At 41.5% G+C, this 24,754-nt stretch carries 25 protein-coding genes; 22 read left to right on the top strand and 3 right to left on the bottom strand.

The window, feature by feature from the left end; translation table 11 throughout:
* The first annotated feature begins 152 nt into the window (after nucleotides 1-152).
* The 8 genes from QE404_RS08535 to QE404_RS08500 all read left to right on the top strand — a co-directional run bounded on the left by QE404_RS08535 (nucleotide 153) and on the right by QE404_RS08500 (nucleotide 5,288).
* Nucleotides 153-479: a hypothetical protein gene (locus QE404_RS08535; protein ID WP_307449257.1), complete on the top strand. Its 327-nt coding sequence runs from the start codon at nucleotides 153-155 to the stop codon at nucleotides 477-479.
* A gap of 188 nt (nucleotides 480-667) precedes the next feature.
* Nucleotides 668-1,063 (top strand): VOC family protein, encoded by a 396-nt coding sequence (locus QE404_RS08530; RefSeq protein WP_307449255.1) that lies wholly within the window; start codon nucleotides 668-670, stop codon nucleotides 1,061-1,063.
* Between the two features lie 98 nt (nucleotides 1,064-1,161).
* Nucleotides 1,162-1,458: a hypothetical protein gene (locus QE404_RS08525; protein WP_307449252.1), complete on the top strand. Its 297-nt coding sequence runs from the start codon at nucleotides 1,162-1,164 to the stop codon at nucleotides 1,456-1,458.
* Between the two features lie 679 nt (nucleotides 1,459-2,137).
* The gene (locus QE404_RS08520; RefSeq protein WP_307449249.1) at nucleotides 2,138-2,593 is read left to right on the top strand and encodes a DinB family protein; all 456 of its coding nucleotides are present in this window, start codon (nucleotides 2,138-2,140) and stop codon (nucleotides 2,591-2,593) included.
* Between the two features lie 14 nt (nucleotides 2,594-2,607).
* Nucleotides 2,608-3,078 (top strand): hypothetical protein, encoded by a 471-nt coding sequence (locus tag QE404_RS08515; RefSeq protein WP_307449246.1) that lies wholly within the window; start codon nucleotides 2,608-2,610, stop codon nucleotides 3,076-3,078.
* Between the two features lie 38 nt (nucleotides 3,079-3,116).
* A complete protein-coding gene (locus QE404_RS08510; RefSeq protein WP_307449244.1) occupies nucleotides 3,117-3,488 on the top strand; it encodes a VOC family protein in 372 nt (123 codons plus the stop codon).
* A 33-nt stretch (nucleotides 3,489-3,521) separates the two neighbouring features.
* Complete coding sequence (locus QE404_RS08505; protein WP_307449241.1) at nucleotides 3,522-3,971, top strand: VOC family protein; 450 nt, start codon at nucleotides 3,522-3,524, stop codon at nucleotides 3,969-3,971.
* A gap of 255 nt (nucleotides 3,972-4,226) precedes the next feature.
* A complete protein-coding gene (locus QE404_RS08500) occupies nucleotides 4,227-5,288 on the top strand; it encodes a 3-oxoacyl-ACP synthase III family protein (protein WP_307449239.1) in 1,062 nt (353 codons plus the stop codon).
* A 17-nt stretch (nucleotides 5,289-5,305) separates the two neighbouring features.
* On the opposite strand, the gene QE404_RS08495 is transcribed toward QE404_RS08500, so the two are convergent.
* Complete coding sequence (locus QE404_RS08495; protein ID WP_307449237.1) at nucleotides 5,306-6,262, bottom strand: beta-1,6-N-acetylglucosaminyltransferase; 957 nt, start codon at nucleotides 6,260-6,262, stop codon at nucleotides 5,306-5,308.
* Between the two features lie 495 nt (nucleotides 6,263-6,757).
* On the opposite strand from QE404_RS08495, the gene QE404_RS08490 reads away from it, so the two are divergent.
* From QE404_RS08490 to QE404_RS08455, 8 genes are all read left to right on the top strand, one after another.
* Nucleotides 6,758-7,456 carry a DEAD/DEAH box helicase gene (locus tag QE404_RS08490; protein WP_307449234.1) on the top strand — a complete coding sequence of 233 codons (699 nt, stop codon included), beginning with the start codon at nucleotides 6,758-6,760 and terminating at the stop codon, nucleotides 7,454-7,456.
* A 105-nt stretch (nucleotides 7,457-7,561) separates the two neighbouring features.
* Nucleotides 7,562-7,756: a cold-shock protein gene (locus tag QE404_RS08485; protein WP_307449232.1), complete on the top strand. Its 195-nt coding sequence runs from the start codon at nucleotides 7,562-7,564 to the stop codon at nucleotides 7,754-7,756.
* A 187-nt stretch (nucleotides 7,757-7,943) separates the two neighbouring features.
* Nucleotides 7,944-8,615 (top strand): DUF2490 domain-containing protein, encoded by a 672-nt coding sequence (locus QE404_RS08480; protein WP_307449227.1) that lies wholly within the window; start codon nucleotides 7,944-7,946, stop codon nucleotides 8,613-8,615.
* Between the two features lie 56 nt (nucleotides 8,616-8,671).
* Nucleotides 8,672-10,285 carry a Na+/H+ antiporter gene (locus tag QE404_RS08475; RefSeq protein ID WP_307449224.1) on the top strand — a complete coding sequence of 538 codons (1,614 nt, stop codon included), beginning with the start codon at nucleotides 8,672-8,674 and terminating at the stop codon, nucleotides 10,283-10,285.
* Between the two features lie 101 nt (nucleotides 10,286-10,386).
* Nucleotides 10,387-11,409 carry a glutaminyl-peptide cyclotransferase gene (locus QE404_RS08470; RefSeq protein WP_307449221.1) on the top strand — a complete coding sequence of 341 codons (1,023 nt, stop codon included), beginning with the start codon at nucleotides 10,387-10,389 and terminating at the stop codon, nucleotides 11,407-11,409.
* Nucleotides 11,410-11,482: 73 nt separating this feature from the next.
* Nucleotides 11,483-12,439 carry a hypothetical protein gene (locus tag QE404_RS08465; protein ID WP_307453821.1) on the top strand — a complete coding sequence of 319 codons (957 nt, stop codon included), beginning with the start codon at nucleotides 11,483-11,485 and terminating at the stop codon, nucleotides 12,437-12,439.
* A 35-nt stretch (nucleotides 12,440-12,474) separates the two neighbouring features.
* Nucleotides 12,475-13,089 carry a deoxynucleoside kinase gene (locus QE404_RS08460; protein ID WP_307449216.1) on the top strand — a complete coding sequence of 205 codons (615 nt, stop codon included), beginning with the start codon at nucleotides 12,475-12,477 and terminating at the stop codon, nucleotides 13,087-13,089.
* A gap of 87 nt (nucleotides 13,090-13,176) precedes the next feature.
* Nucleotides 13,177-13,527: an ArsC/Spx/MgsR family protein gene (locus QE404_RS08455; RefSeq protein WP_307449213.1), complete on the top strand. Its 351-nt coding sequence runs from the start codon at nucleotides 13,177-13,179 to the stop codon at nucleotides 13,525-13,527.
* A gap of 54 nt (nucleotides 13,528-13,581) precedes the next feature.
* Here QE404_RS08455 and QE404_RS08450 read toward each other — a convergent pair whose 3' ends face one another.
* Both QE404_RS08450 and QE404_RS08445 read right to left on the bottom strand, forming a co-directional pair.
* The gene (locus QE404_RS08450; protein WP_307449210.1) at nucleotides 13,582-13,887 is read right to left on the bottom strand and encodes a DUF493 family protein; all 306 of its coding nucleotides are present in this window, start codon (nucleotides 13,885-13,887) and stop codon (nucleotides 13,582-13,584) included.
* Nucleotides 13,888-13,929: 42 nt separating this feature from the next.
* Nucleotides 13,930-14,607: a DUF4197 family protein gene (locus QE404_RS08445; protein ID WP_307449209.1), complete on the bottom strand. Its 678-nt coding sequence runs from the start codon at nucleotides 14,605-14,607 to the stop codon at nucleotides 13,930-13,932.
* 367 nt (nucleotides 14,608-14,974) lie between these two features.
* Here QE404_RS08445 and QE404_RS08440 point away from each other — a divergent pair, with 367 nt between their 5' ends.
* The 6 genes from QE404_RS08440 to QE404_RS08415 all read left to right on the top strand — a co-directional run bounded on the left by QE404_RS08440 (nucleotide 14,975) and on the right by QE404_RS08415 (nucleotide 24,714).
* Nucleotides 14,975-17,788 carry a SusC/RagA family TonB-linked outer membrane protein gene (locus tag QE404_RS08440; protein WP_307449207.1) on the top strand — a complete coding sequence of 938 codons (2,814 nt, stop codon included), beginning with the start codon at nucleotides 14,975-14,977 and terminating at the stop codon, nucleotides 17,786-17,788.
* Nucleotides 17,789-17,798: 10 nt separating this feature from the next.
* Entirely contained in the window at nucleotides 17,799-19,223 is a 1,425-nt protein-coding gene (locus QE404_RS08435) for a RagB/SusD family nutrient uptake outer membrane protein (protein ID WP_307449204.1), read from the top strand.
* 78 nt (nucleotides 19,224-19,301) lie between these two features.
* Nucleotides 19,302-20,693, top strand: a complete 1,392-nt coding sequence (locus QE404_RS08430; RefSeq protein ID WP_371935230.1) for a glucoamylase family protein — start codon at nucleotides 19,302-19,304, stop codon at nucleotides 20,691-20,693.
* A 244-nt stretch (nucleotides 20,694-20,937) separates the two neighbouring features.
* Nucleotides 20,938-21,639 (top strand): carboxylesterase family protein, encoded by a 702-nt coding sequence (locus QE404_RS08425; RefSeq protein WP_307449202.1) that lies wholly within the window; start codon nucleotides 20,938-20,940, stop codon nucleotides 21,637-21,639.
* Between the two features lie 229 nt (nucleotides 21,640-21,868).
* Nucleotides 21,869-24,196, top strand: a complete 2,328-nt coding sequence (gene bglX, locus QE404_RS08420; protein WP_307449199.1) for a beta-glucosidase BglX — start codon at nucleotides 21,869-21,871, stop codon at nucleotides 24,194-24,196.
* A 107-nt stretch (nucleotides 24,197-24,303) separates the two neighbouring features.
* Nucleotides 24,304-24,714, top strand: coding sequence for a hypothetical protein (locus QE404_RS08415; protein WP_307449196.1), 411 nt, complete (start codon nucleotides 24,304-24,306; stop codon nucleotides 24,712-24,714).
* Nucleotides 24,715-24,754 lie beyond the last annotated feature (40 nt).

Below are 24,754 nucleotides of genomic sequence, written 5' to 3'. Positions count from 1 at the left end.
ACCAGTTTTCGAATCGAGATTCTAAGCAATAGCTTCTTTTGTTCGTTGAAGTATCGCAAAGTTACGTTTACTGTAACCTATAATGCAAATATAATAAAAATAACGACACTTACGTCGTTGAGTGTGTAATCTTTTATAGATTATTTTACCATATGAAATTTCATAAAGAAATATTTAGATATAAAGTGGCTGTAGGATTGGCTTTAAAGAAATTAAGAACAGAAATTCTGATTGATAAAAAGCCTATGACTCAGCAATATTTAAATGATGATATTTCTGAAAAATACAATAAATCTTGGAATTCAGCAAGAGAAGAAACATTGCCCAATACTACCTTAGAAAATCTGTATGTTATCTGTAATTACTTTGAAATTGAAATCGATAATTTTTTTAAGATAGTTAAGAATATTACCGATAAAGAAATTGATGAAGCAATCAGAAGTAAAAAGAAATTAAGTACTATCTATAAGAACATATAAATTATTTTGGCAGTTGAAAGGCTTTGAAACCGAAAGAGTACTTAATAACTATAAAAAAGCGTTGGCTACAGGATTTCTGAATTAAGAAAGAAGGTTATGTTTTAAGATATCTAGAATCATTGTATAAAGTTGTTCTTTTCAGGTTGAGATTTCTAAGTTTTCTATAACAACATTATAAAACGCAACCGATGATTAAATTTAAAAGGCTTGATCACGTTCAAATCTGCATCCCCACAGGGCAGGAAGATAAAGCAAGACGTTTTTATACGGATATTATTGGATTAACCGAGATTCCTAAGCCTGAAGCGCTCATCGCTAACGGAGGGCTCTGGTATCGCATTGCAGATATCCAGCTTCATATCGGCACAGAAGACAACATCAGCAAATCAAAAAGGCATCCCGCTTTTGAGGTAGAAAATTTAGAGGCCATAAAAAAATACCTTATCACCCACAACGTAAACATAAAAGAAGAGATACGAATTCCCGGACAGCAGCGGTTTTCGTTTATGGATCCTTTTGATAACCGGATAGAACTCCTGGAAAAGGAAAAACCGGAAGGAACTAGGGAAACAGCAAAAGAATAATATTATTTCATCATTATATTTTCAGAAAAAAATTTCACCTCTGTTGTAATGCGTCAAGTTTTGTCGCATTAAATACGCTACTTTGAAAAAAATAAGCAATGAAACTGAGTGCTATTATTGCAGAAAGCCCGATGCCCGGGGAAAAAACTATGGTATTGAAATTCCGGGGAGATAAAAAAAACCAGCATTTTGAAGTGCGGTGCCACTTTGAACCTTATCTGCACAAATTCCGGAAGTGGGATGATATTATCGTCTGGATCAAATGGGAATCGGAAATTTTTGAAGAACCCAAAACCGGGCACAAATCCTATTTCACACATCTGGTGTGCCATAAAGCGAAGCTGGTCCATACGCCCTACCCAAAAGAGCGATCCCTGTACAGCCTCGGCGGGTAAACTGAAAAGAATAATGTAAATTTATGTGTTTGAAAAACTACATAGATGATGATTTCCAGCCCAATGAATAAGCAGATGATTATGACCCATTTAAGAAGAGCATAACAAATTTCTTAAAAAATAGACATTAAGAGAATTATTGGTATTTTAGTAGTAATAAATTTTAAAATAAGGATGACCTCAATACTTTCCTAAAGAGTGCAAATGCAAAAACACTTCTACAGAAGTCCCTGGAAACAGGACACGAAATAGATATTGAGATCAAAGAAAATATCATTGTAGATAAATCACGTGATACCCACAGTTACGAAGCGGCATTAATCACTTCATTCATTAGAGAGGTATGTTAATACGTTACAAAATCTTTATCCCGCATTAAAATTAGTAGATCGTGCGTTTTTGTTTGACAATTCAGATGAAATGCTCATGATCGCCGAGAAAGACAATATGGCATTAACGGTTAATGTAAATGCCGAAAATTTTCCCAATTGGTTCACTGAATACGTAATTAATAAAACATCCCTGAAATAACGCGTTAAATTTTAGGACTAATAATCTGAATGAATTCTGTTTAAGATAAAACAATCAAATATTGTTCTTCCGGCTCATCCTTTAATACCTCAGTATATCATATCATCGCAAAAAACTGATATATTTGTGACCGGACAAATAAACAACTATGGAAAATATCTTTGATGCCCGTGAGGCTCAGAATTACATCGACAGGATCAACCATCTTACACCGGAAACCCAGGCTTTATGGGGGAAAATGACGGTAGACCAGATGCTCGCACACTGCTGCGTATCCTATGAAATGATCTACGAACCGGAAAAGCATAAGAAGCCGGGTTCCATTGCTAAATTTATCCTGAAAAACTTTGTCAAGCCTAAAGTAGTGGGCGAAAAAGCATACGCTAAAAACGGGCCCACCTCGCCTCAGTTCCTGATCACGGAACCTAAAAATTTTGAAGCGGAAAAGAAACGGCTGATAGGATTCATCCAGAAAACACAGCAGCTGGGTGCATCTGCGTTTGACGGCAAAGATTCGTTTTCGTTCGGAAAGCTGACTGCCCAGGAATGGAACAATATGCTCGCCAAGCATCTCAACCATCATCTGGCACAATTCGGAGTCTAAAAAAATACTTAACCATGAAAAAACTCATTTTACTATTCACCCTGATATCAGGTTTAGCCTTTGCCCAAATGCCCAACATCTCTAATGTATGGCTGAACGGAAGCCGCCCGTATTCCGGAACGATCGGGAACAGTGGCGAAAATATCCGCCTGAAAATCAATATTTCCGAACAGAATAAGAAAGACGACCAACAGTATTTTGTTTCCGGCTATTCTCTGGTGGACAAGAATTACACAAAGTTTGAAGGCACCTTTACCATAACAAAATATAAGGATTCAAGAAAGAAAGGAGTCGTGTACGGCGATTATGAACTTGCAGAGGAAGACAAGGGAAAGCATTCCGGGACGTTCAGGGGGAAATTCACCTACACTTTCCACTGGAACCCTAAAACGGAGCAGGTGGAAGGCCAGTCCATTGAACTTACCGGCAACTGGAAAAGCTATGACGGGACAATGGATTTTAAAACCTACATGAAAAACCAGTAATAATCCTGGCAAACCATATTAATATTCAATAAAACCATATGAAATTAGGAGCCTTTTCCGTAAGCCTGAGTGTGAAAGACCTTGAAAAATCAAGGGAGTTTTATGAAAAGCTGGGATTCAGCACAATGGGCGGAGACATGAAACAGAATTACCTGATCATGAAAAACGGAACTAGCCTGATCGGGCTTTTTCAGGCCATGTTCGACGGGAATATGCTTACATTCAACCCGGGATGGGATGAGAATGCGCATAACCTGGAGGTATTCGATGACGTCCGGGATATACAGAAGCACCTTAAAGACAATGGCATCACGCCTGAAAAAGAAGCGGACGAATCTTCTTCAGGCCCGGAACACATCTTCCTGAAAGATCCGGACGGGAATATGATCCTGATAGATCAGCACAGATAAATATTCAACAAACAAAAAAATAATAAAGCAGCTATGGCAACAGTTAATGTATACCTTACCTTCAACGGTAATTGCAGGGAAGCGTTTGATTTTTACAAATCCGTTTTCGGCGGGGAATTCCAATATATCGGAACCTTCGGAGATATGCCGCCTTCAGATGATAATCCTGTTCCGGATGAAGATAAGGATGGAATCATGCATGTCACCCTTCCCATTTCCACTGAAACCGTACTAATGGGAAGCGATACCGGCAGTGCCTGGTCTTCAGGTTTTGTGCAGGGAAACAACGTTGCTGTGTCCATCAATACGGAATCTCAGGAAGAAGCAGACCGTTTGTTTTACGGGCTTTCCGAGGGTGGCCAGGTAACCATGCCCATCGCCGGAACTTTCTGGGGCGCCTATTTCGGGATGTTTGCGGATCAGTTCGGCATCCACTGGATGGTCAATTATGATGACCCGTCAAAAGCACAGCAGCACCCGTAAACCAAACCACAACTAACTATGGTTTGTATGGCCTGTCCCGATCTATTCTGGACACTTTCCGTACAGTCTTATGTACTAAATATTGAAATACATTATGATTTATGGTGTATTTCATTTTTATTAGTCTACCTTTAACTTTCTTAATTACAAATAAGAATCAGAATATTTTTATTTCCTGCTGAATCGCAAGTTTTACATGGCTATGAGTGTCATATCGTAAAGTAAAGTCAGCATTTTCACTATAAAGCATAAAAGATGACCAGTAAAATTACAGGAGTGGGTAAGTACATTCCGGAAGAGACTATTACCAACCTTTTTTTTAATCAACACGTTTTCCTCAGCGAAGACGGAGCGCAGCTAAAGGACGATAACGCATCCATTACGGAAAAGCTGAAAAAAATTACGGGTATTGAAGAAAGAAGGTATGCCGGAAGCCATCAGGTGACTTCGGATCTTGGGCTGATTGCCGCTCAGGATGCCATAGAAGACTCAGGAATAGATCCTGAAACGCTTGACTATATTATATTCGCCCACAATTTTGGGGATGTCCGTTTCGGGACTATACAGTCCGATGCCGTTCCCAGCCTGGCTGCAAGGGTAAAGCACATGCTGAAAATCAAAAACAATTTTTGCGTAGCCTATGACATGCTGTTCGGCTGTCCGGGATGGATCGAAGGAATGATCCAGGCCCATGCCTTTATAAAATCCGGTATGGCTAAACGTTGCCTCGTCATAGGTGCGGAAACCCTTTCTAGGGTAGTGGATGTACATGACCGTGATAGCATGATCTATGCCGATGGTGCGGGCGCAGTGATTCTGGAACGGAACGACAAGGATGATTCCGGGATCAAATCCCATTTATCAGCATCCTATACCCTCAATGAAAAAGACTTTCTGCATTTCGGGAAGTCCTACAATACAGAAAGCTGCCCGGATACTAAATACATTAAAATGGACGGCAGGAAAATCTACGAGTTCGCTCTGCTGAGGGTCCCGGAAGCCATGAAAAAATGTTTTGATAACAGTGGGTACGATATCAGCCGTCTGAATAAGATCATCATCCACCAAGCCAACGAAAAGATGGACGAAGCCATCGTCAACAGGTTTTACCAGCTTTACGAAATGCCGGTGCCCGATAATATCATGCCTATGGTCATCCACAAACTGGGTAACAGCAGCGTGGCTACGATACCGACTTTGCTTTCCATGATCCTGAAAGGAGAGCTGGATACCCACGATATCAGGGAAGGCGATGTGGTGCTCTTTGCTTCCGTAGGAGCGGGGATGAACATCAATGCCGTCGTTTATCAGTTTTAAAGCACAAAAGGCTTCCGTCAGTTATCCTGATGGCGGCCTTTTTTCAGCTCCCGTTCGATCTCGTTGATTTCCGGCAGGGGCTGATCAAAACTTTCTTTAATATGGTTGAAAACAGCTTCATCCGTAACCGGGTTCATTTTCCTGATGAACAGCTGGTTGCTTGATTTCAGGGCAGCGATCACTTCATCAGGGTCCGGTTTCCTGCCGAATAATGAAGGTGTTTCCATCACAGCCCTTTTATCATCATTGATGATGACCTCGTTGAATTCAGTATTCATAAGCACCGTCTGGAAAAATGATTCAGCCGGCAGCAAAGTATGGAGGTAATAGTCCTCAAAATCCATCACCCTTTTGTTGTTCGTCATAAAAGAACATGCTGTCCTGGTAAGGATCAGCCATTTCCCGCCTATATAGGGAATAACTCCTTTCATAAATTCCCTTTTGTAGATCAGGGAAGAAATTTTATGGGTAAGTTCCGTGAAATGGTTCTGTATCCTCTGCAGCGTATCGGGCCGGTAAAATTTCTGGTCATAATAAAAAAGATAGTTGCGTCCTCTTTGTTCATAGAGGAACTTCCGGATGATATTCTGGGATTTCAGCGGGTAATCGCTGCCGCTGAGATTGATGAAGTAATCCCATTCCCGGCTGACATTCAGAAGGTATTCCATGGCATTGAGCTCTGCCTGGATCATGCTGAACCCTCCCGAAACAATATTCATGCTTTCCAGGACATAGGCATTGGGGAACCGCGTAAGAAACAGCTGGATCTCTTCCGTTACTTCCGGTTTTGCTTTCCGGTCAATATGAATGAGATAAAACTGGTCCTTGGTGTAAATTTTCTGGAACAGGTCCTTAAATGCCTGTGGCTTATGATGAACCATAATTAAATAGGCAATTTTGACCTGGCGTGAAATCTGCGAATCTGAAGGTTGGGTTTGGGTTTGGGGTTCCTGAATAGAATAAGATACTGGCATAATATGGATTAAAATCATCCGCATTATGCAAACAATTGTTTAATGCGGGAAAGCTACGAATAAATTTTTGATAATCAACTTATTAAAAATTCTTTTATTGGGTTATTTAATCATAGCTTTGCCAGGTATTCATCAAACAGGTTTCTGCCTTCGCTGCACTGTCATAGTTTAAATATCTATTTTTTCTTTCAGTTTTGCTTTTCAGCTGCCCGCTTTAAATTAAATCAATACATTATGGACAGACTGAACAGATCAACCCACTATAACAAGAATAAAAGACCCTTAAAGGTATTTTTGTAAATAGACCGGCAGTACAGGATAAGACTTATGTCCGCCTGCCGTGCCCAGACACACTATTGCATTTGTATAGGGTATTCCTGACAGGATATATTATTCTTATTGCAAAGAATGTTGAAGTAAACAGAAGTTTACACAACAATCCTACACATCCGGATCAACATCCGGCTCTATAAATCCCCATACCGGCATTGTGCTATGAACTTCAGAACATTACATTTAATCAACCCTATTATCCGCGCCGTTACAGAAGCGGGATATTCCAGGCCTACTGAAATGCAGTGTGCAGCCATTCCTGCTATTCTGGCGGGAAGAGATATCATAGGATATGCGGAACCGGGAACAGAAAAGACGGCAGCATTCATTATGCCGGTCCTTCAGCTGCTCAAAAAAAGGTGTGCAGACCACATCCGTATCCGCACCCTGATACTGGTTCCAAACAGAGAACGGGCAATACAGATCGAGGATCATCTGACTCTGTACAGCAAATATCTTCCGTTGTCCCAGCTATCGGTCTTCGGTGGAATAGAGGCGCCGGGACAGCTCGCCGCCCTTAAGAAGCGCGTAGATATCCTTATTGCCACACCGGAAAGGCTCCTGGACCTTGCCGGAAAGAGATTCATAGACCTTTCCAGGGTAGAAATAATGATTGTGGATGAAGCGGACAGGCTTACAGAAACCGGATTTGCAGATGAAATAAAGCAGATTTCACAAATGATTCCCAGGAAAAGGCAGATCCTGCTGTTTTCTGCAACCTTGCCGGAAGCGGTAAATACCATGGCGGGAACCATTATGAATAATCCTTTAAAAATATGCATTGCGGCAGCACGCACAGCAATCATACATACACAGCAGCCTGTTTACGGTACTGATAAAGAAAAGGAACAGATATGCTGATGAATTACAACAGAACAACAATAAAGTTGAGTGTAAGACAGTGTGAGTTACAGACTCCGCACTGGTTGCCATTCAACCCATAATAATTTTTTAATAACGATTACAATGCAACAAGGCACAGTAAAATTTTTCAACGAAGCAAAAGGCTTCGGATTCATTTCCCCGGCAGACGGGAGCAAAGATATTTTCGTACATTCTTCGGGTCTTAACACCCGTTTCATCCGCGAAAATGACCAGGTTACTTTTGAAACAAAACAAGGAGACAGAGGCTTAAATGCTGTTAATGTTAAATTAGCATAGGATTTTCCTTTATATTGTTCATTTGATGAGGACAGCTTTACCATGGTAAAGCTGTCTTTTTTATGGGATAAAACCATTCCTGCTGATGAATATTCCGCGAAAATTTCCATACCGTGAATATTTTCCTTATTATTGATAATCCAAATGGATATTAGGTAAACGATAGATAGCAGCAATAAATTTTGATATGAAAATTGTAAAACTCATGGCTCAGGTCATGGCGCTTACGGCAACCACATTTTCCTTTGCTCAGAAAAATGACCTGGGAGCCTGGTACATGTATTACGGCAATAATAAGATCAGCAAAAAACTGAACTGGCAAAATGAAATCCAGTACCGCAGCTTTGATGGAGCTACAGACCTTGAACAGCTCCTGATCCGCACCGGTATCGGATATGACCTCAGTGAAGATAATAATAACATCCTGGTAGGATACGGATTTATCCTGAGCCAGCCCTATACGGATGGCGAAAAACAGGAGAACATTGAGCACAGGATATTCCAGCAATATATTACCAAACAGAAATTCGGACGCTTCAACATCCAGCACAGGTACCGCCTAGAAGAACGTTTTATGGAAGAGGACTTCAGGATGAGGTTCCGGTATTACCTTAATTTTACTATTCCGATCAATAATAAGGAAATGATTCCCAAAACCTTCTATGCATCCGTGTATAACGAAATTTTTCTGCACCTGGACAGCCCGGTATTCGACAGAAACAGGGTTTATGGCGCATTAGGGTATGTTATCAGTAAAAACCTGAGGATTGAGGCGGGGTATATGAACCAGATCCAGGAAAATAAAAACCGCGGACAGATCCAGATCGGATTCTATAATAATATTCCGTTCGGAAAATAAATAATAACGATTTTTTCAGCATCTTAGCATATAATATTTTTAATACCACACAAACCATGATTCACACGTATGTTATTGTATCTATTGCAGTTCTGCTGTCTGTGATGATACTGGTAATAATAGGACAGAAAATGAAGGTGGCCTATCCCATTTTCCTGGTCATAGCAGGTTTGCTCATCAGCCTCGTTCCCGGAATGCCTCATATTGAAATTGAGCCGGACCTCGTTTTCCTCATCTTCCTTCCGCCTATTTTATTTGAAGCCGCCTGGTTTACCTCCTGGCAGGACTTTCACAAATGGAGGAAACAGATTTTTTCCATGGCGTTCGGGCTGGTCTTCCTGACCTCGATTGTTGTCGCTTATCTTTCATCATCCATTATTCCGGGGCTTACTGTAGCGATGGGATTCTTGCTGGGTGGTGTGAATTCTCCGCCTGACGCCGTAGCGGCAACCTCTGTGCTGAAGCACATGAAAATTCCCAAGAAAATCACGACAATCCTGGAAGGTGAGAGCTTAATCAATGACGCATCCAGTCTTATCGTCTTCAAATTCGCCCTGGCGGCGGTTATTTCAGGACAGTTCATCTTCGGGGAAGCTGTAAAGGACTTTTTCAGCATGGCTATCGGAGGTATTGCGGTGGGAATTGGAGCCGGTTTCGTGTTCGGAGCCCTGCTGAAAATTATTCCTTCCAATTCCAATATTGATACCATCATTACCCTGATCGTACCATACGTTATGTATATCGGGGCTGAACACTTTCATTTTTCAGGCGTGTTGGCGGTAGTTGCCGGAGGGCTCGTCATGTCTTACAATTCGCACTGTTACCTGAGCCATACTTCAAGGATTCAGTCCGGAAACGTATGGAGCGTGCTGATCTTCCTGATGAATACCCTGATCTTCATCCTAATTGGCCTGGAACTTCCTGTAGTGGTAGCCGGCATGGAAAATTATACGATTTCAGAAGGTATTTTCTACAGCATTGTCATTGGAGGTGCTATTATTATCACCAGGATCATTTACAGCTACGCCATTATGTATTTCCCAAGGCTATGTTCAAAAGAACTCAGAATGAAAATGCCTAAGCCCGACTGGCGGGAACCTTTTGTCATCAGCTTTGCTGCCATGCGTGGCGTGGTATCCCTGGCTGCGGCACTTTCCATTCCAGCATTTTTGCCGAACGGTGAGGCATTCCCGCACCGGAATATCATTCTGTTCGTTACATTTGTCATCATCCTGATCACACTCGTGGGACAGGGCTTGTTACTTGCTCCCATCCTGAAGCTGCTGAAAATGGAGGATGCCGGAAGCGAGCTCCCTGAAGAAAAGCAGGAAGTAATCCTCATGCGGAAGTTAAAAGAAACGGCCCTCCGCAAAATCAATGAGGATTTTTCCGGACAGGTAGAAACCAATAACCTCGTGCGCCATCAAAAATACAAACTTGAAAATGAAATGATGCTGATGGCGGATAAGGCACAATGCATGGCTTCGGCAGTGGATTTTGCCAAGGCCGTGAATGAAAACAAGGATGTGCTCAGGCAGGTGATCCAGGCCCAGCGTAATGAACTCCATCACCTGAAGAAGGAAAAAATATTTGATGACCATGTGCTGAGAGCCATTGAGATGCAGCTGGATTTCGATGAAGCGAAAATCACAGGCTTCAGTCACGACTGATGCCGATCTCCTGCATACGTTATAATTTGGTTAATCTGGTCTTTAATTATAAGACCGGAAATAAATTTTTCTTACTTTTGGGGAAAATATTTCGATTTTCAATGAAAAAAAGCATCATAGCAGGTTTTGCAGCCCTTGTACTCTTAACCTCCTGTAAGAACGATAAAAAAATTCTGGACTCCCTGAATGATTACAATAATTCTATGGAGACTACAGGATACCACTTCGGAGATAAACTTAATCTTCCTAAAGAGGTAACGGATAATGCGGAAAGCATTTCCATCAGCTTCGGGGATAAGGAAACTTCAAACCTTACCATTGATCCTAAATTTTTTACTTTAGGAGATAATCCGGTAACCTTTAACATCAAAACAAAAGGGGGGGAGACCCTCAATCAGGATGCTACCATTAATGTATATGCCAAAAGCCCTGAGAAAAATATTCCTTACAAAATAGTATCAGAATATCCCCATGACCCCAAAAACTTTGTTCAGGGGTTCCAGCTTGAAGGAAATACGGTCTATGAAAGCGACGGGCAGAACGGTTCTTCCCAGATCCTGAAATACACCTTGGGAACTACAACGCCTCTGGCCTCTACCAAACAGGCCCAGGAAGATTTCTCTGAGGGAAGCACTATTGTAGGCGATAAAGTATACCAGCTTACCTGGCAAAGCAAGAAAGGGTATGTTTATGACAAAAATTCCCTGAAGCTTTTATCTGAATTCCCTTACCCTAATGTGCTGGGAGAAGGATGGGGGCTAACCTATGACGGGAAAAACCTGATCGCTTCAGACGGCAGTAAGCTGCTGTATTTCCTGGATCCGAAAGATCCTTCCAAGCTGGTTAAATATATTGCTGTAGCAGGAAGTTCCCAGGCGTATGACCAGCTGAACGAGCTGGAATACCATAACGGATTCATCTATGCCAACGTTTGGCAAAAACCAATTGTTTTAAAAATCAATCCTTCAAACGGTGAAGTAGTAGGCAAGTTTGATTTTACTGAAATTGCCCAGAAAAATACCAAAGGAAGCGATGATGTGCTGAACGGAATAGCCTTTAAAGGGGAGAATATGCTGGTTACCGGAAAAAACTGGCCGAAAATTTATGAAGTTGCCATACAGTAATACAACAAAAAAGCAATTTCAATTAAAATAAAATGTAAATTGGTAGCGTTCCTCAGGAGCGCTATCTTTGTAAATGACTTTGAGAATATTCTACTTACTAACGGTTTTTATCTTCTGTTCGTTATCCGCACAGAAAAAGCTGGCCTTCGACACCCTGAAACTCAAGGATGCGGATGATCTGCATGCGGATGATTACGGTAATGTCTATATCTATAAAAATAAAGATTTCAGCTTTACCAAATACGATTCCCTGGGAAAACAGCTGGGCAAAATGATGCTGACCGTTCCCTATAAAGTTCAGAGCGTGCAAAATCCACTGAGCGTGCCGCTGTTTTCTGAAAATGCCCAGGAAATGAAATTCGTAGACCAGAACCTCAATGAGATCCAGCGGGTGGATTTCAGGCAAAAATTTGGGTTTATAAAAATGGCGTATGCGGAAGACCTGCAGCAGCTATGGCTTCTGGATGAAAGTTCAAAGCGGCTCATCCAGTATAATTTCAGAAATGATACCACCATCAATTCATATCCTTTTGATGCCAGCTTTGATGAACTGATGGACCTCCTTGTATACGAAAACAAAATCTATATCCTGACTAAGAAAAACATCACGGTGTACAATTTAAAATTTGAAAAGATTTTTGAAGCCGCTACAGAGAATGCAAAACGTTTCCGAAGGGAGAATGATTCGATCCTGGTGATTACGACACAGTCTATTTTAAAATATATTCCGGAAAAAGAACTGGCAACGGTTTTCAGTGATCCCGGTGCACAGATTGTGGATAAAAATATACTTTCTTTTTTTGAAATCAAAGCAAACAACCTTTATCTTTACACCCTTGAAAAACCGCTACAAGCACAGGAACAGAAAGAGCCTGAACCGGTAAAAATCAATCCTGAACAGCAGCCTGTTCAGCCAGTTGAAGAGACTCCGGCGAAAGCTGTAGAAAAGAAAGAACCGGAACAGCAGTCCGCAGATCCGTTGAGGAAGCTGATGGATGAAAGTGCGGAGGTTCAGGCAGCAGGGTTTTAATTTTGTTAATCAGTAAATACTAAGGGGAAAAATATATGCACATTGCAGTTACAGGCAACATCGGAGCAGGAAAGACCACTTTAACCACCATGCTCTCTAAACATTACGGGTGGGATGCACAATTTGAGGACGTAGACCATAATCCTTATCTCGAAGACTTTTACGCGGATATGAGCAAATGGAGCTTTGCCCTGCAGATCTACTTCCTGGGAAGCCGTTTTCGCCAGGTAAAAGAAATCAGGGAAAGCGGCAAGAATATCATCCAGGACCGTACCATCTACGAAGATGCCCATATTTTTGCAGAAAACCTTAATGACATGAAGCTCCTGTCAGACCGGGACTTCAATAATTATGCTTCCGTATTTAACCTCATGAAAGGTTTTATCTCAGCTCCGGATCTTCTGATCTATCTTAAATCTGATGTCCCGAACCTGGTTAAAAAGATCTACAAAAGAGGGAGGGAGTATGAAGCGTCCATCAGCATCGAATACCTTTCCAAACTGAACCAGAAGTATGAAAAGTGGATCTCCGGGTATACGGAAGGCAAGCTCCTGATCATTGAAGTAGATGACCTGGATTTTGTAGAGAAACCAGAGGATTTCGGGTTTATCCTGGAGAAAATTGAGGCAGAGCTGTACGGATTGTTCTAAAGCCACCACTTTGAAAAGGGCTGGATTATTACTTTAAAAATTCTTATATTTGTAAGTATACGTTTAGTCTTTTAAAATCAAATCCCAATGCTGGTTAAAGTTTTACATAATGCCAACTGTTCAAAATCAAATGCCGTACTCGAGTATCTGGATGAAAATGGGGTACCTTTTGAAATCATTAATATCATTGAAGACCCTTTAAGCGTAACAGAACTTAAGACCGTACTGAAAAAACTTAACCAAAGTGTATTTCACATCATCCGTAAAAATGAAAGGCTGTATGTTGAAAAATTCGCGGGTAAAAATTATTCCGAAGAAGAGTGGCTCCAAATCCTGTCTGAAAACCCTTCACTGATCCAGAGGCCTATATTGATTAAAGGTTCAGTGGCTATGCTGGGAAGACCGGTTGAAAATGTTAAGTATTTTATAGAAAAATAAAGATTGCAGCATAAAAATATAAAAGTCAGCTTTTTAAAAAGCTGACTTTGTTTTTTACAGGAGCATGACGCCTTCTATTTTGGCGACCTGCTGGTATATGTCAACTACCTGGTCTGCATCCAGTACAAATGCATTGATGTTGCAGGCAGTATATTTACCGTTTTTACTTTCCCGGTTTCCCAGTGTAAATTTGATACCGTCGAAAACCTTATAGATTTCGGTCAATTTAGATTGATCGGTAGGAATAATGAATTTAAATAAATAATCTTCCGGAAAATCATGGTGATCTTCCAGTTTGGCCTTTAAGGATTTATAAAAGTCCTCCGGGCTGGCGTGCTGGTTTCCTTGAAGTATGTCCATCTGCAAATTTTAACTTGTCAAGTAAAGATACCTAAAAATATTTTATTTTCCAAGAGGCCCAAGCAGCGCTCTTGAGTTCTGCTGTTCATAATCTTCAATAATATAGAACAGTCCGTTCACCAGTTGCTCAGAGGCCAGCTGGCTTAGTCCGCCTGCATTTACCTTTGTATTGCTGCCGCTTCCGCCCAGTAACCCTCCCAATAAACTGTTTCCGGAAAGTGCCGTATTAATAGTTTTTACAATTCCGTACTGATTAAGCTTTTCGTCCACTTTCGGGGCAATGGCGGCAATAAGCTGCTGGGATGCCTTTTCCTTGAGGATCTGGGTGGCCGTTGTTCCCTGGATGATTCTTGTTACATCCTGGGCCGTAAGGCTGTTGACTGCATTCTGGAGAATGGGCCTTGATGTATTGACGGTATATGCAGCGGCTTCAGCGATATATTCCCTTTCCTTGGCAACCAGGGAAGGGGCAATTCTTTCCAGGGTACTGTTGATGTCGCGCAATTGCTTCGGCAAGGCACGGTCTACCATATTGTTTTGCAGGAAGGCCTCTTTGCTGCTGTAAATATTCATGCCTTTGTCGATACCGTTAAGAAGTAGTCTTTTAATAACAGATAATCCAAGATCTGTAGTTGCAAGGCTTGTGCAGGACTGCATTGTGGAATCGATGACTACCCCGGTACCTAAGACCAGTGCAGCTATGATAATATACTTTTTCATTTTGCTAGATTCGTTTTGTGAGTTATTCAAATATCCGACCAAATTTAAACAGTCCTTTGCAATTGACAAAATACTGCTATAAGTTATGATATCGGGGATGATTTTATGATATGAAGAGATTAAACGTGTTGAATAATTTACAATTAATTAACAATAATTTTAATATAAATTTACACCAAGATGCACTATTGTATTATATTTTTAATATTAAATATCAATTTTAAAATTATTAAGAGATTTTAACGTTGTTTCAGATATTTTTATAATTTTGGGTCTAATGTCTTTTTTTGAAAAAATAAACACCTTTTTATGGTGTCTTTCAAAATTAAGTCTTTTCAGTGTGATTGTACGAATAAAATTAAACTATATGAAACAACGTGATTTAAAGTATTCATGTCTCATTGCTGTGCTGTATTTCGGTATGAACGTCAATGCACAGACTACGCCAAGAGATACGACTGCCAAGGAGCAGAAGATCGAGGAGGTAGTGCTTGTGGGATATGGTACCCAGAAAAAAGAAAATGTGACAGGGAGTATTGGTGTAATTTCAGCAAAAGATCTCGCTGATAAACCTAACGCGAATCCATTGAGTTCTGTACAGGGAAAAGCATCCGGTGTTCAGATTTTCAATTCCGGAACTCCGGGAGCGTCACCAAGAGTAGACATCCGAGGTATTGGTTCTATCACAGGAAGCACGGTATACATTGTTGATGGTTCCATTACCACAGATATTTCTTATTTAAACCCTCAGGATATTGAATCCATGAGTATCCTGAAGGATCCGTCCAGTTTGGCAATTTATGGAGCACAGGCCGGGAATGGAGCTGTTATTATAAAAACGAAAAGTGGTAGAGGTAAAAAGCCAACGTTCAACTTCAATTCCTATCTGGGGATCAAAACGGTAACGAACATTCCGAAAATGGTGAACTCAGATCAATATATTGAGTTGTACAATGAGAAGCTGATGAATGATAATGGATCCAGTGCAGGTTCTATTTCAAGAGCAGACTATCCTGCCAATACCAATTGGTTTAAAGAAGTTTTCCGCCCGAGCTCTATTAATTCCAATGATTTTTCTGCTTCCGGAAGTGTAGGTAAATTAAGTTATTATGGAAGTGTGGGGTATCTCCAGGACGAAGGTAATCTGGATGCCGGTAAAGGGATTAATTCCGGAAGTAATTTCAACAGGTTTACGGCTAAAGCTAATTTAAGTTATAAAATTACCGATTTCCTTACTATTGGAGATAATTTTACATTCTCTAAAATGCTTACCAATGCGGCCAACAATCCTTTGCTCAACGCATATAATGCACCACCTGTTTATTCTCCTATAGATCCTGCAACAGGAACGTATCAGTATTTCACATTGGTTACTGTGAATAACCCGCGTGCACAATTAGACCTTTTCAGATCACAGAACAGACAGCAAAGATTGCTGAACAATGTTTGGGCAGAAGTGAAATTTTTAAAAGATTTCACTTTCAGAAGTAGCTTGACAAATGATAATCTTAATTCTAATTTGTATCAGTATACGCCGGCTATTACGTATACTCCTCAGGCAAGTATTTCTACTCTGGTAACAAGAGATTCCAAAAACAGGGATTATGTTTGGGATAATACTTTAAACTGGAAGAAGAGCTTTGGCAACCATAATTTTGATGTCCTTGCAGGTTTTTCAAGAACACAAAATTATTACAATCAGGTATACAGGAATGCATCTAATGTAAATTATGACGGAACCAATGGCTCTCTTCAGATAGATAACGGTACCAATATTTTTGAAGTTGGAATGTATGATGCTACCAGAGATGTGATTCCAAGATTAAGCAGAATCCAATCTTTCTTCGGAAGAATTAATTATGATTATGCTGGTAAATACCTGATCAATGGATCTATCCGTAGAGACGGATCTTCCAACTTTAATCAGAACAGAAATGAAGTTTTCCCATCGGTAAGTGCTGGTTGGGTAGTTTCAAAAGAAGGTTTCATGAGCAACCAGAATATCTTTAATCTCCTGAAGTTAAGAGGAAGCTGGGGTAGAACAGGTAATCCTAACGTACAGAACGGAGTTTATACCTTATTTGCTTCTAATATAGCCTCAGGTGCCTATTATGGTTCTACAGGTAATCCTGCAGCAACGATAGACAATTTCATAGATACTTCCATCAGCTGGGAAATTACGACAGGTAAAGATTTTGGTGTAGAGATGGCATTTTTAAACAACAGCCTGAAGTTTGAAGCAACTTACTTTGATAAGGATACGAAAGATGTTGTTTACGGTATCGTTCAGGGAACCGTTTCAGGAGCAGCTAACTGGAACAGCTATATTACCAATGCATTCTCATTCAAAAACAAAGGGGTAGAACTGGCCCTTAACTATGATAAAAAGTTATCAGAAAAAGTAAGAATTGGTCTTTACGGAAACTTTACATCGCTAAAAAATGAAATTACTTCAGTTTTTGGTGGGTCCTATGCTAATGCAGGAGCAAGCCTTTTCGGTAATCAGATCATAAGACTACAGGCAGGTCAGCCTGTGGGTTCATATTATGGATATCAGGTAGCAGGAGTATTCCAGACGAATGCAGAGGCAGCCGCATCCGGACAGACCGGAGCAAAAGCCGGATGGTTTAAATTTGTGGACCAGGATGGCAATGGAGTCATTGATGAAAGAGATAAAACATTCTTGGGAAGCCCTGTTCCAAAAGGAACGTATGGTTTCGGATTTAATATGAATGTTTCAGACTTTGATTTTGCAATAGACTTCCAGGGTGTTTTTGGAAACAAGATTTATAATTACAACAGAGAACAGCGTTACGGAAATGAAAGCTGGGATTTAGATTTCTATAACAACAGATGGCATGGTGCCGGTACTTCCAATTCATATTCTATGGTAACCAACAACCAATCTGTTATTTTGCCAAGCAGCTTCTATGTGGAAGATGGTGGCTATTTCCGTATCAGAAATATCCAGGTTGGATATACTTTGCCTAAAGGTTTCTCAAAACTACCGAACTTTAACAGAGTAAGATTGTATGTGAGTGCACAGAACCCTTGGACTTCTTTCAAATATAAAGGGTTCTCGCCGGAGATTAACAACACAGACAGGGTTCAGATGGGTATTGATAACAATATATATCCTTTATCTGCAATTTATACGTTTGGTATGAACTTAACTTTTTAATTAGAAAATCATGAAAAAAATATTTTTATCAATAGCTCTAGTTGCAGTATTAGCAGGGTGTAAGGATGATTACCTGGATGTAGAGCAGCCAAACAGGATTAAGGCGAATGCATTTTTTACCACCCAGGATGATGCGCTTCAGGCAACCAGTGCAATCTATTCAGCACTTAGAAGTTGGGAAAATTCAGCATTTCCTGCACAATATGTATTTGGAGTTCCTGCAGATGATGTTGAAAAAGGGTCAAACCCTGGAGATGCTTCCTTTATCAATGCTTACGATCAGTTTACCTATACAGCGAGTGATTCCGGAGTGGAAGGGTATTGGATAGGACAGTGGCAATTTGTTAACAGATGTAATCAGGTTATCACCAATGTTCCTAACATCAATATGGATGCTACGTTAAAGAACAGACTTGTTGCTGAAGCAAAAATGCTTCGCGCATATTTCTACTTTAATCTGGTGAGGATATATGGAGGCGTACCGATCTTTGACGGATTGCCGGCAGATGGTAACTACAATATCCCTAGAAACTCTGTGGATGAGGTATATAATTTTATCATCTCTGACCTTAGCAGCGCAGCAGCAGTTTTACCGCAGTCGTATGGTGCAGAAGATTTAGGAAGAGTTACTAAAGGAGGTGCTTTAGGACTTCTTTCCAAAGTGTATTTATACAAAAAAGATTGGCAAAAAGCCTATGATACGTCAAACCAGGTTATGGCAATGGGCTATAGTCTGGATCCTGATTTCAATCATTTGTTCCGTCCTGCGGGAGAATTTGGATCTGAATCAGTGTTCGAAGTAAACTGTCAATGCTCTGCGCAGTATGGAGGGAGCCAGTATGCTGAGGTACAGGGTGTAAGAAACCAGTTCGGATGGGGCTTTTTTACTCCGACAACTGCTTTAGAGTCTGCATTTGAGCCAGGTGATATCCGTAAGGAATTAACCCTTCTCAGAGAAGGAGAAACTACTTTAGAAGGAGATGTAATCCATAAAGGAGATCCTCAGGCGGGTAATATGTGGAATCAGAAAGCATATGTTCCACAATCTTTAAACAATAGCAGTTGTGGGTACGGTTCTATTCAGAATATCAGAATACTTCGTTTTGCAGAAATTTTGCTGATTAACGCTGAGGCTGCCAATGAATTAGGCAATACAGCAGTGGCTATCACTAATCTTAATAAGGTGAGAACCAGAGCTGGTCTGGCAGGAACAACGGCTACAACTCAGGCTGCTTTAAGAACTGCTATCTGGAAAGAACGTAGAGTAGAGCTTGCTATGGAAGGTGACCGTTTCGTTGACCTGGTGAGAACAGGTCAGGCAGCGACTGTCTTAGCTTCTTACGGATTTACAGCCGGGAAAAATGAGGTCTTCCCGATTCCGTTAAATTCTATTAACCAGAGTAACGGGATTTTGACGCAAAATCCTGGATACTAAAAATGTATTGATACTAACTTTAGAGGAGAATGAAAGTTCTCCTCTTCTTTTAGCACTTAATTCTAATATCTCAAAATAATGAAAAGGATTGTCATGTCGCTTGCTGTAGCATCCGTATGTTGTATGGTATCATGCGGAAATTCAGTGGCTCACCAGCAGGAAAATGTCCGGAATATAAAGTCCGTAAAGAATTTTACAGATGACCAGCTCATGGACAACGTCCAGAAACAGGCACTGAAATATTTCTGGGATTATGCAGAACCCAATTCAAAACTGGGAAGGGAACGGTACCATGAAGATGATATCTATCCGGATAACGATAAGCATGTCGTGACTACGGGAGGTTCCGGATTCGGGCTGGCTACTGTTCTGGTCGGGATTGAGAGAGGATTTGTACCAAGACAGGAAGCGGTAAAAAGGCTCAACATCATGATGGATTTCCTGGCAAAAGCCGACCGTTATAAAGGAGCATGGTCACACTGGATCAACGGCGAAACCGGGAAAACCGTTCCATTTGGGAAAAAAGATAACGGAGGTGATCTTGTGGAAACTGCATTTCTTACTTCCGGTATCCTGATGGTACGCGAATATTTTAAAAACGGGAATGCAGAGGAAAAAGCCCTGGCAAAAAAATGTGACGAGCTCTGGAAAGGCATTCAGTGGAACTGGTATACGAAAGGAGGAGAAAAAGTCCTGTACTGGCACTGGTCGCCGGACTACCAATGGGAAATGAATTTCCCTCTCGAGGGCTATAACGAATGCCTGATTACCTATATTCTGGCCGCTTCATCGCCCACGTATCCGATTGATGCAGAAACCTATTACAAAGGCTGGACAAGAAACGGCACCTACCTTTCGGATAAAGAAAAGTACGGACTTCCGATGTATGTCAAACATAACGGCGCACAGGAATATGGTGGACCATTGTTCTGGGCTCATTATTCTTATATCGGACTTGACCCAACCAATTTATCCGATAAGTTGATCAAAAACTATTTCGACCTGAACAAAAATCAGGTGCTGATCGATTATAAATACTGTGTCGAAAACCCGAAACACTGGAAAGGATACGGACCAGACTATTGGGGACTGACCGCGAGCTATTCCAGGAATGAAGACGGAAGTGTAGGATATGATGCCCACTTCCCGCAGAATGACCGCGGGGTGATCACACCAACGGCAGCACTGAGCAGCTTCCCGTATACGCCTAAAGAATCCATGGACTTTCTTCGGTTTTTATATACCCAGAAACCAGAATTCATTGGATCTGCAGGACCTTATGATGCGAATTCCATCCACTATAATAACTGGACAACCCCAAGGTATCTTGCCATTGATCAGGGAACCATAGCCCCGATGATTGAAAATTACAGGACAGGATTCCTCTGGAAACTGTTCATGAACGCGCCGGAAATCCAGAATGGACTGAAAAAGCTGAGTTTTAAATCACCCAAATACAACATCAGATAACACATCAGAAGTTCCGGTCATGAATAATGTATTGTTTGAAGCTGTTTCCCGCTTTCACTACTTGGTTTTTTACGCCGTAGCTGATGGCCCTCAGGTAAAAAGAGCTCAGACAGGCCGTTCAATCGGGGCTAGGAATAAACAATTAAAGAACTGAACCACCTGATAGAACATAACGTTCTTACCGTGGAACTGAATATAATGTCAAATACCTGAAAGCAATGATGCATAACCCAAAAATTCCGTCATGAAATTGAAATACATTCCGTTTTTATTCCTGCCTTTTTCCCTGGCAGTGAAAGCCCAGGAAATCAAGGCCGAACTCAATAAAGAGGTCAAAAGACAGGAGAAGATATCTTATATCCTGGATTATCCGCAGAATGCAAAAGGCAATGTCCCGCTGATCGTTTTCCTTCATGGCTCAGGAGAAAGAGGGAACAACCTTGAAATGGTAAAAGCCCATAGTCCTTTCACCTATAAAAACCTCATTAACGAACCGGTAGCCATTCTTGCGCCGCAATGCCCGGAAAATACCTGGTGGGATACCGTAACGGTATATAACCTGATTAAGGAAATCCAGTCCAGGTACAAAGTGGATGCTTCCAGGATTTATCTTACCGGACTTTCGATGGGAGGATGGGGAACCCTGAAACTGGCCATGGAACATCCCGAGATGTTCGCCGCAGTGGTTTCGGTGTGCGCTCCAACGGACAGGGTAATGTACGCTAACATCCAGCAGTACAAAGATCTCAACATGAAAATTTTTCATGGAGGAATGGATGATGTGGTGCTTCCGGAGAATGCCTTCAATTTTTACCAGAAACTGCATCCGGTAAACCCTTCTGCCGAGCTCACGATTTTTCCGAACGACAATCATAATTCCTGGGATTCAACTTACTCCAATCCGGAATTATACCGTTGGATGCTGTCAAAGAGAAAAGAAAGATAATTCATCTGAAATGAAACATAATTCAGGGAATGTTCACGATCTTAGCGGATCAGAAAATCCTTGAAAGCTTTAAAATCCTGATGGTAAATGCCGTTCATCGCTCCATCTATGGAAAATAAAGCTGGATGTTGATGCGTTTATCAGTCAGAATCAAAACCAAAAAGAAACTATAATTTAAGAATATTGATCATCAGTCAATCATTCACGAATATCAAAAAATGAAGAAGTAATGAAAAAGTTAATTGTAATCGCCACTTTGGCCCTTGCTCCTGTATTTTCGGCACAGGAAATGGTAACCAAGCCTGTCCAGGCTTATCAGACAGCCCAGTATCAGGCTAAAAAGAAAGCCTTTGTTGACAATCTTCTCGCCAAAATGACGCTGGATGAGAAAATCGGGCAGCTCAATTTACCGAGTTCTGGCGATTTTACCACCGGACTGGCTAAAAGTTCAGATATTGGTAAAAAAGTAGAACAGGGTTTAGTAGGCGGTTTATTCAATATAAAAGGAGCGGATAAGATTAAAGCCGTGCAGAAAGTTGCGGTTGAAAACAGCCGGCTGAAAATTCCTTTGATCTTTGGGATGGATGTGATCCATGGCTACGAAACCACATTCCCGATTCCTTTAGGCTTAGCCTCATCATGGGACATGAACCTGATCCAGCAGTCAGCCAGGGTAGCCGCCAGAGAAGCTGCTGCGGACGGAATCAACTGGACTTTCTCGCCGATGGTGGACATTTCCCGCGAGCCAAGATGGGGAAGGGTTTCCGAGGGTTCCGGAGAAGATCCTTACCTGGGAAGTGAAGTTGCAAAGAACATGGTTTACGGATACCAGGGAAAAGACCTGGCTAACGGAACTAATATCCTGGCCTGTGTGAAGCACTTTGCCTTATATGGAGCAGGAGAAGCCGGAAGGGATTACAATACTGTAGACATGAGCCATGTAAGGATGTATAATGAATATTTTCCTCCGTATAAAGCTGCTGTAGACGCAGGGGTAGCATCTGTTATGGCATCTTTCAATGAAGTGGACGGCGTTCCGGCAACCGGAAACAGATGGCTGCAGACTGAAGTATTGCGAAATCAGTGGAAATTCAAAGGATTTGTAGTGACCGATTATACCGGGATCAATGAAATGGTAGACCACGGAATGGGCGACCTTCAGCAGGTTTCCGCATTGGCATTGAAAGCCGGGATCGATATGGATATGGTAGGAGAAGGCTTTTTAACCACGCTTAAAAAATCATTGTCCGAAGGAAAAGTAACCCAGGCGGAAATCGATATGGCAGCCAGAAGGATCCTTGAAGCAAAATATGATTTAGGCTTATTTGACAATCCATACAAACACGGAGATGCAAAACTTGCCGCTAAGGAGGTGTACAGTATGGAAAACCGCAACATTGCAAGGAATATTGCGGCCCAGTCTATGGTATTGCTTAAAAACGACAATCAGGTGCTGCCGCTTAAAAAATCAGGAACAGTTGCAGTAATAGGACCATTGGTGAACAATTCCATGAACATGGCCGGAACATGGAGCGTTGCCACCAAGCATGCCGTTTCTGTAAACCTGATGCAGGGACTCCAGGCAGCATATGGAAAAGACGTTAAATTCCTCTCCGCAAAAGGAGCCAACATCGATTACGACGCTAAATTAGAGGACATCTATGCGGCTCACGGTAAAAAAACCGACCGTGACAACCGCCCTAAGGAAGTATTGCTGAAAGAGGCGGTAGACGTAGCCAATAAAGCAGACGTTATTTTGCTTGCCATCGGAGAATCTGCGGAGATGAGCGGAGAATCCTCTTCCAGAACTGAAATCACCATCCCTCAGTCGCAGGTAGATCTGCTCAATGAACTGAAAAAAACCGGAAAACCAATTGCCATGGTACTCTTCACGGGCCGTCCTTTAGCCTTAACCAATGTGAAAGATACTCCGGACGCCATCCTGAATGCGTGGTTCCCGGGCTCTGAAGCAGGAAGTGCCATCGCGGATGTCCTTTTCGGAAAAGTAAACCCATCCGGAAAGCTGCCAATGACCTTCCCGAGAAGCCTGGGACAGGTGCCAATCTATTACAACGCTAAAAACACCGGACGCCCGCTGGATCAGAAACTGGTTGACAAATGCGAATACCAGAGGTTCCGTTCCAATTATATGGATGAATGCAATACGCCGCTTTATCCTTTCGGGTATGGATTAAGTTATACGAAATTCAACTATTCAGATATCACAATCTCCAATGCCAATCCTAAAGGCAACCAAAGCATCCAGGCTTCCGTAACCGTGACCAATTCCGGGAACTATGACGGGGCAGAAGTGGTGCAGCTGTACATCAGGGATATGGTGGGAAGCATCACCAGACCGGTAAAAGAGCTGAAAGGCTTCCAGAAAGTAATGCTGAAAAAAGGAGAGTCCAAAAAAGTGACTTTCGACATCACGCCTGAAAACCTGAAGTTTTATAACGGAGACCTTAAATATGACTGGGAGCCCGGAGAATTTGATATTATGATCGGAACCAGCTCGGAAGATGTGCAACATTCAAAAATCAACTGGACGAAATAAATTCTATCAGCCACCTTTTACGGGTGGCTTTTTTGTATCACGATAACTGGCAAGTATCACATTTTGGTTTGTTTTTTTGATCAATTCAGATTTTAAAAAAGCAAAATATGAAAAAGACACTTGTATTCGGAGCCGTGGTACTTGGCTTCATGGCTTTCGGCCAGAAAACGATCGTATTGGACAAAGTGGGTAATGACAAAGATGCTCACGGTTGTAAAGCTTCAGTAGGATATACCTATTCACAGATCAATCATAAATGCGTACGCCCGTTTGAACAGAAAATACGCCTCAGAGAAGCGAAACCTGCGGGAAGTGCAGCCTTTATGTCGGGAGTTATTTTCAGCAAAGACATGAAACAGGCTGAAATTTTCCTTCCTACTGCCAAGTCCGGCAGCATGGTCCTGGCCAGACAGGCCAACGGAGCCATCTGGAAAAACGGAAGTTACGTATTAGAAGCCTATAAAAAAGACCGGTACAGATTAAAAAAGGATAATAAAGTCATTTATGACCAAATGTAAAAACGAACATACAGGAAAGCCATTCGGAAGAATGGCTTTT

It is taken from the genome of Chryseobacterium camelliae (assembly GCF_030818575.1).
In the GTDB taxonomy this organism is placed as follows: Bacteria; Bacteroidota; Bacteroidia; order Flavobacteriales; family Weeksellaceae; genus Chryseobacterium; species Chryseobacterium camelliae_A.
Note: the sequence above shows the minus strand (reverse complement) of the source record. Positions and strands in the feature narration are given on the sequence as shown.

Coding starts and splice junctions, on each gene's coding strand:
- QE404_RS08490 (WP_307449234.1), top strand. CDS start 6,758: ATGAACTTCAGAACATTACATTTAATCAACCCTATTATCCGCGCCGTT.
- QE404_RS08415 (WP_307449196.1), top strand. CDS start 24,304: ATGAAAAAGACACTTGTATTCGGAGCCGTGGTACTTGGCTTCATGGCT.
- QE404_RS08465 (WP_307453821.1), top strand. CDS start 11,483: ATGACTTTGAGAATATTCTACTTACTAACGGTTTTTATCTTCTGTTCG.
- QE404_RS08475 (WP_307449224.1), top strand. CDS start 8,672: ATGATTCACACGTATGTTATTGTATCTATTGCAGTTCTGCTGTCTGTG.
- QE404_RS08485 (WP_307449232.1), top strand. CDS start 7,562: ATGCAACAAGGCACAGTAAAATTTTTCAACGAAGCAAAAGGCTTCGGA.
- QE404_RS08505 (WP_307449241.1), top strand. CDS start 3,522: ATGGCAACAGTTAATGTATACCTTACCTTCAACGGTAATTGCAGGGAA.
- QE404_RS08425 (WP_307449202.1), top strand. CDS start 20,938: ATGAAATTGAAATACATTCCGTTTTTATTCCTGCCTTTTTCCCTGGCA.
- QE404_RS08450 (WP_307449210.1), bottom strand. CDS start 13,887: ATGGACATACTTCAAGGAAACCAGCACGCCAGCCCGGAGGACTTTTAT.
- QE404_RS08530 (WP_307449255.1), top strand. CDS start 668: ATGATTAAATTTAAAAGGCTTGATCACGTTCAAATCTGCATCCCCACA.
- QE404_RS08535 (WP_307449257.1), top strand. CDS start 153: ATGAAATTTCATAAAGAAATATTTAGATATAAAGTGGCTGTAGGATTG.
- QE404_RS08510 (WP_307449244.1), top strand. CDS start 3,117: ATGAAATTAGGAGCCTTTTCCGTAAGCCTGAGTGTGAAAGACCTTGAA.
- QE404_RS08455 (WP_307449213.1), top strand. CDS start 13,177: ATGCTGGTTAAAGTTTTACATAATGCCAACTGTTCAAAATCAAATGCC.
- QE404_RS08445 (WP_307449209.1), bottom strand. CDS start 14,607: ATGAAAAAGTATATTATCATAGCTGCACTGGTCTTAGGTACCGGGGTA.
- QE404_RS08435 (WP_307449204.1), top strand. CDS start 17,799: ATGAAAAAAATATTTTTATCAATAGCTCTAGTTGCAGTATTAGCAGGG.
- QE404_RS08520 (WP_307449249.1), top strand. CDS start 2,138: ATGGAAAATATCTTTGATGCCCGTGAGGCTCAGAATTACATCGACAGG.
- QE404_RS08495 (WP_307449237.1), bottom strand. CDS start 6,262: ATGCCAGTATCTTATTCTATTCAGGAACCCCAAACCCAAACCCAACCT.
- QE404_RS08515 (WP_307449246.1), top strand. CDS start 2,608: ATGAAAAAACTCATTTTACTATTCACCCTGATATCAGGTTTAGCCTTT.
- QE404_RS08470 (WP_307449221.1), top strand. CDS start 10,387: ATGAAAAAAAGCATCATAGCAGGTTTTGCAGCCCTTGTACTCTTAACC.
- QE404_RS08525 (WP_307449252.1), top strand. CDS start 1,162: ATGAAACTGAGTGCTATTATTGCAGAAAGCCCGATGCCCGGGGAAAAA.
- bglX (WP_307449199.1), top strand. CDS start 21,869: ATGAAAAAGTTAATTGTAATCGCCACTTTGGCCCTTGCTCCTGTATTT.
- QE404_RS08480 (WP_307449227.1), top strand. CDS start 7,944: ATGAAAATTGTAAAACTCATGGCTCAGGTCATGGCGCTTACGGCAACC.
- QE404_RS08440 (WP_307449207.1), top strand. CDS start 14,975: ATGAAACAACGTGATTTAAAGTATTCATGTCTCATTGCTGTGCTGTAT.
- QE404_RS08430 (WP_371935230.1), top strand. CDS start 19,302: ATGAAAAGGATTGTCATGTCGCTTGCTGTAGCATCCGTATGTTGTATG.
- QE404_RS08500 (WP_307449239.1), top strand. CDS start 4,227: ATGACCAGTAAAATTACAGGAGTGGGTAAGTACATTCCGGAAGAGACT.
- QE404_RS08460 (WP_307449216.1), top strand. CDS start 12,475: ATGCACATTGCAGTTACAGGCAACATCGGAGCAGGAAAGACCACTTTA.